We start from the raw sequence: 5,765 nt of genomic DNA, 5'->3' as shown, positions 1-5,765 counted from the left end.
AAACTTTAAAGTAAAGTTCGAGCAAAAAAAAGCACCTACCATAACCATGATAAGTGCTTTCAAAAAAGGCGGCGACCTACTCTTCCACAAGTGTAGTACCATCGGCGCTAATGGGCTTAACTTCTCTGTTCGGAATGGTAAGAGGTGAGCCCCATCGCTATAACCACCTTAAATTTTGAGTAATTAGTCTTTAGATTTTAGTAATTAGTCTGTTTACTAACTACTCAATACTAACGTCTAACTACTGCAGCTTCGCTGCAAATATCTTAACATATTGAAAAAGTGTACACGATCTGTTTTGATAGAAAAAGACTGCCGCCCCCTCCTTGCGGAGGGGAGGCGCAATAAGCCTATGGGTTATTAGTACTACTCGGCTATGACGTTACCGCCTTTACACCTGTAGCCTATCGACGTGGTCATCTCCCACGACCCTTTAAAGAAATCTCATCTTGTGGTGGGTTTCGCGCTTATATGCTTTCAGCGCTTATCCCTTCCCAACGTAGCTACTCTGCAATGCCACTGGCGTGACAACAGATACACCAGAGGTTGGTCCAACTCGGTCCTCTCGTACTAGAGTCAGATCCACTCAAATTTCTAACGCCCACTGTAGATAGAGACCGAACTGTCTCACGACGTTCTGAACCCAGCTCGCGTGCCACTTTAATGGGCGAACAGCCCAACCCTTGGGACCTTCTCCAGCCCCAGGATGTGACGAGCCGACATCGAGGTGCCAAACCCCCCCGTCGATGTGAGCTCTTGGGGGAGATCAGCCTGTTATCCCCGGCGTACCTTTTATCCTTTGAGCGATGGCCCTTCCATGCGGAACCACCGGATCACTATGCTCTACTTTCGTACCTGATCGACTTGTAGGTCTCTCAGTCAAGCTCCCTTATGCCATTGCACTCTGCGCACGGTTACCAAGCGTGCTGAGGGAACCTTTAGAAGCCTCCGTTACTCTTTTGGAGGCGACCACCCCAGTCAAACTACCCACCAAGCACTGTCCCTTCAAAGGAAGGTTAGACTCTAGATAAGCAAAGGGTGGTATTTCAACAATGACTCACGCACGCCTGGCGACGCACGATCGAAGTCTCCCACCTATCCTACACATTACTTATCCAAAACCAATACTAAGCTATAGTAAAGGTGCACGGGGTCTTTTCGTCCCACAGCGGGTAATCGGCATCTTCACCGATACTACAATTTCACCGAGCTCATGGCTGAGACAGTGTCCAGATCGTTGCACCATTCGTGCAGGTCGGAACTTACCCGACAAGGAATTTCGCTACCTTAGGACCGTTATAGTTACGGCCGCCGTTTACTGGGGCTTCATTTCAGATCTTCGCTAAAAGCTAAACCCTCCACTTAACCTTCCAGCACCGGGCAGGTGTCAGGCCATATACGTCGTCTTTCAACTTAGCATAGCCCTGTGTTTTTGATAAACAGTCGCCTGGACCTTTTCACTGCGGCCCCGCCTGAGGCGGGGCGACTCTTCTCCCGAAGTTACGAGTCTATTTTGCCTAGTTCCTTAGCCATGAATCTCTCGAGCTCCTTAGAATTCTCATCCCAACTACCTGTGTCGGTTTAGGGTACGGGCCGCTGCTCTTGCTTTTCTTGGAAGTCGATTCTCTGGATTATCACCGCAACCGAAGTCTTAGTGTACTATCGCCGTGTTACCACTGGCTTCAACGTGCTATTCCGTCAGCACGCACCAAATATTCGCCTCCGTCACGTTTAGTGAGAGCGGGTACAGGAATATTAACCTGTTGCCCATCGACTGCCCCTTTCGGGTTCGCCTTAGGTCCCGACTAACCCTCAGCTGATTAGCATAGCTGAGGAAACCTTAGTCTTTCGGAGTGCGGGTTTCTCGCCCGCATTATCGTTACTTATGCCTACATTTTCTTTTCCATGCGTTCCAGCAGACCTCACGGTCAACCTTCAGCACACATGGAATGCTCCCCTACCACTTTCGTCCATAGCTTCGGTAGTATGTTTATGCCCGATTATTATCCATGCCGAACCGCTCGACTAGTGAGCTGTTACGCACTCTTTAAATGAATGGCTGCTTCCAAGCCAACATCCTAGCTGTCAAAGCAGTTCAACCGCGTTTTTTCAACTTAACATACATTTGGGGACCTTAGCTGATGGTCTGGGTTCTTTCCCTCTCGGACATGGACCTTAGCACCCATGCCCTCACTGCAATACATCATTTTATAGCATTCGGAGTTTGTCAGGAATTGGTAGGCGGTGAAGCCCCCGCATCCAATCAGTAGCTCTACCTCTATAAAACTAATATTACGCTGCACCTAAATGCATTTCGGGGAGTACGAGCTATTTCCGAGTTTGATTGGCCTTTCACCCCTACCCACAGGTCATCCGAAGACTTTTCAACGTCAACCGGTTCGGTCCTCCACTGTATGTTACTACAGCTTCAACCTGCCCATGGGTAGATCACACGGTTTCGCGTCTACCACTACCAACTAAAACGCCCTGTTCAGACTCGCTTTCGCTACGGATCCGGACCTGAAGTCCTTAACCTTGCTGGCAACGGTAACTCGTAGGCTCATTATGCAAAAGGCACGCCGTCACTGATTAATCAGCTCCGACCGCTTGTAAGCGTATGGTTTCAGGTTCTGTTTCACTCCCTTATTCAGGGTTCTTTTCACCTTTCCCTCACGGTACTGGTTCACTATCGGTCTCTCAGGAGTATTTAGCCTTAACGGATGGTCCCGCCAGTTTCACACAGGGTTACACGTGCCCCGCACTACTCAGGATACCACTATCTAAACCTCGCTTGCCTATACAAGACTATCACTCTCTATGGTCTGTCTTTCCAAACAGTTCTAGTTCACTTGGTCTCGAATGTCGTGGTCCTACAACCCCAGTATTGCCGTAACAACACTGGTTTGGGCTAATCCGCGTTCGCTCGCCACTACTAACGGAATCACTTTTGTTTTCTTCTCCTCCGGGTACTTAGATGTTTCAGTTCCCCGGGTTCGCCTCCTTGCGGATAACATATCTTCAATATGCTGGGTTGCCCCATTCGGATATCTGCGGATCAATCTGTATGTGCCAGTCCCCGCAGCTTTTCGCAGCTTATCACGTCCTTCATCGCCTCTGAGAGCCTAGGCATTCCCCATACGCTCTTTTGTAGCTTATTGTACTTTTTGTCTTTCTTAATGAGTTCTATTATTGCTCGTTACAATAATTAATTCTATTAAATATTTCTATCTAATTTTCATGTATCTTTTTTCAATATGTCAATGAACCTTTATAATTCTGAATTCAGAATTTTGAATCCAGAATTAGTCGTGGAGAATATCGGAGTCGAACCGATGACCTCTTGCGTGCAAGGCAAGCGCTCTAGCCAGCTGAGCTAATCCCCCGTCCTTTAAGTCGGCAGTGGACAGTATTCAGTATTCAGTTACTGCGTACTGCTAACTGCGTACTGTAAACTGGAATCCCAACTTCTAGAATTTCCTTTCAATATTTAATGAACTTTATAAAGCTTTAAGCAATAAGCTTAAGGCTTTAAGCGCAAGCCTCTGCTTGCCCTGTAGTCTCAGGCAGACTCGAACTGCCGACCTCTACATTATCAGTGTAGCGCTCTAACCAGCTGAGCTATGAGACTGTTACCCTTTGGTTATCGGTTTCTTGTCATTGGTTATCGGTTGTCTTACCAATAACCAACAACTAGCAACTAACAACTAGTATATTTTAAATCAACAGCAATGAGAACAGACTATCCCTCGTAACAGTTATGATACTTAATCAGTCGTCTTTCTCTAGAAAGGAGGTGTTCCAGCCGCACCTTCCGGTACGGCTACCTTGTTACGACTTAGCCCTAGTTACCGATTTTACCCTAGGCCGCTCCTTGCGGTGACGGACTTCAGGCACTCCCAGCTTCCATGGCTTGACGGGCGGTGTGTACAAGGCCCGGGAACGTATTCACCGGATCATGGCTGATATCCGATTACTAGCGATTCCAGCTTCACGGAGTCGAGTTGCAGACTCCGATCCGAACTGTGATAGGGTTTATAGATTCGCTCCAACTCGCGTTGTGGCTGCTCTCTGTCCCTACCATTGTAGCACGTGTGTAGCCCAGGACGTAAGGGCCGTGATGATTTGACGTCATCCCCACCTTCCTCACGGTTTGCACCGGCAGTCTTGCTAGAGTTCCCATCTTTACATGCTGGCAACTAACAACAGGGGTTGCGCTCGTTATAGGACTTAACCTGACACCTCACGGCACGAGCTGACGACAACCATGCAGCACCTTGTAAAGTGTCCGAAGAAAATCCGATCTCTCAGACTGTCACTCTACATTTAAGCCCTGGTAAGGTTCCTCGCGTATCATCGAATTAAACCACATGCTCCACCGCTTGTGCGGGCCCCCGTCAATTCCTTTGAGTTTCATTCTTGCGAACGTACTCCCCAGGTGGGATACTTATCACTTTCGCTTAGCCACCCAGCCGAAGCCGGACAGCTAGTATCCATCGTTTACGGCGTAGACTACCGGGGTATCTAATCCCGTTCGCTACCTACGCTTTCGTCCATCAGTGTCAATACATCGTTAGTGATCTGCCTTCGCAATTGGTATTCTATGTAATATCTATGCATTTCACCGCTACACTACATATTCTAACCACTTCACAATGATTCAAGGCCAGCAGTATCAAAGGCAGTTCTACAGTTAAGCTGCAGGATTTCACCTCTGACTGACCGGCCCACCTACGGACCCTTTAAACCCAATGATTCCGGATAACGCTTGGATCCTCCGTATTACCGCGGCTGCTGGCACGGAGTTAGCCGATCCTTATTCTTACGGTACCGTCAAGCCACTACACGTAGTGGTGTTTCTTCCCGTATAAAAGCAGTTTACAACCCATAGGGCAGTCTTCCTGCACGCGGCATGGCTGGATCAGGGTTGCCCCCATTGTCCAATATTCCTCACTGCTGCCTCCCGTAGGAGTCTGGTCCGTGTCTCAGTACCAGTGTGGGGGATCCCCCTCTCAGGGCCCCTACCTATCGTGGCCATGGTGTGCCGTTACCACACCATCTAGCTAATAGGACGCATACTCATCTTGTACCGTAACCTTTAATATAAAGCCCATGCGAACTCTATATGTTATGGGGTGTTAATCTTCATTTCTAAAGGCTATCCCCCAGTACAAGGCAGATTGTATACGCGTTACGCACCCGTGCGCCGGTCGTCATCTGGGAGCAAGCTCCCAATGTTACCCCTCGACTTGCATGTGTTAGGCCTGCCGCTAGCGTTCATCCTGAGCCAGGATCAAACTCTTCATCGTTAAATTTTTAGGTCTTGTATGACCTGTTTGCTTAACAACTGATCAGAATCTCTAGTACTCAAAATGGTCTATTCTCTTTGTCGAACCGGTCCGTTTCCAAACCGGTCCTTACGCTGTCGATTCAATATGTCTATGAACTTCTTTTCTCTTTCCTCAACTCGTTTCCTCGTTAAGCGGGTGCAAATATAAAACCCTTTTTTTTTACCCACAATACTTTTTGGAAATTTTTTGAAATAAATTTTTATCCCCCTTATAAATCCCAAAACCATACCTTGTGGATGAACTTCCCGCTAAACCGCCTTGGCCGTTTTTGCGGGTGCAAACATAATACCTATTTTTAATTGCGCAATGGCTTTTTTCATATTTTTTTGCCCTTTTTTTAAACTCGTTTTTAAGACCCTTATTACGTGGGGGTTACAGGGAAAAAGTTTTTGTGTTAGTCGCCACATAGATGGTGTG

At 47.6% G+C, this 5,765-nt stretch carries 2 tRNA genes and 3 rRNA genes; all 5 read right to left on the bottom strand.

The window, feature by feature from the left end:
* Positions 1-63: 63 nt before the first annotated feature.
* Positions 64-171, bottom strand: a 5S ribosomal RNA gene (gene rrf / locus JS605_RS17395).
* A 169-nt stretch (positions 172-340) separates the two neighbouring features.
* Positions 341-3,158: ribosomal RNA gene (locus JS605_RS17390) — 23S ribosomal RNA — on the bottom strand.
* Between the two features lie 151 nt (positions 3,159-3,309).
* A tRNA-Ala gene (locus JS605_RS17385) sits at positions 3,310-3,383 on the bottom strand.
* A 171-nt stretch (positions 3,384-3,554) separates the two neighbouring features.
* Positions 3,555-3,628 (bottom strand) — tRNA-Ile (locus JS605_RS17380).
* 158 nt (positions 3,629-3,786) lie between these two features.
* Positions 3,787-5,306, bottom strand: a 16S ribosomal RNA gene (locus JS605_RS17375).
* Together the 16S, 23S and 5S rRNA genes with 2 tRNA genes alongside form the textbook arrangement of a ribosomal RNA operon.
* Positions 5,307-5,765 lie beyond the last annotated feature (459 nt).

Origin of the sequence: Hyunsoonleella ulvae, from assembly GCF_016827605.1 — a bacterium.
GTDB classification, from domain to species: Bacteria; Bacteroidota; Bacteroidia; order Flavobacteriales; family Flavobacteriaceae; genus Jejuia; species Jejuia ulvae.
This window is presented reverse-complemented; position numbering and strand designations above follow the sequence as displayed.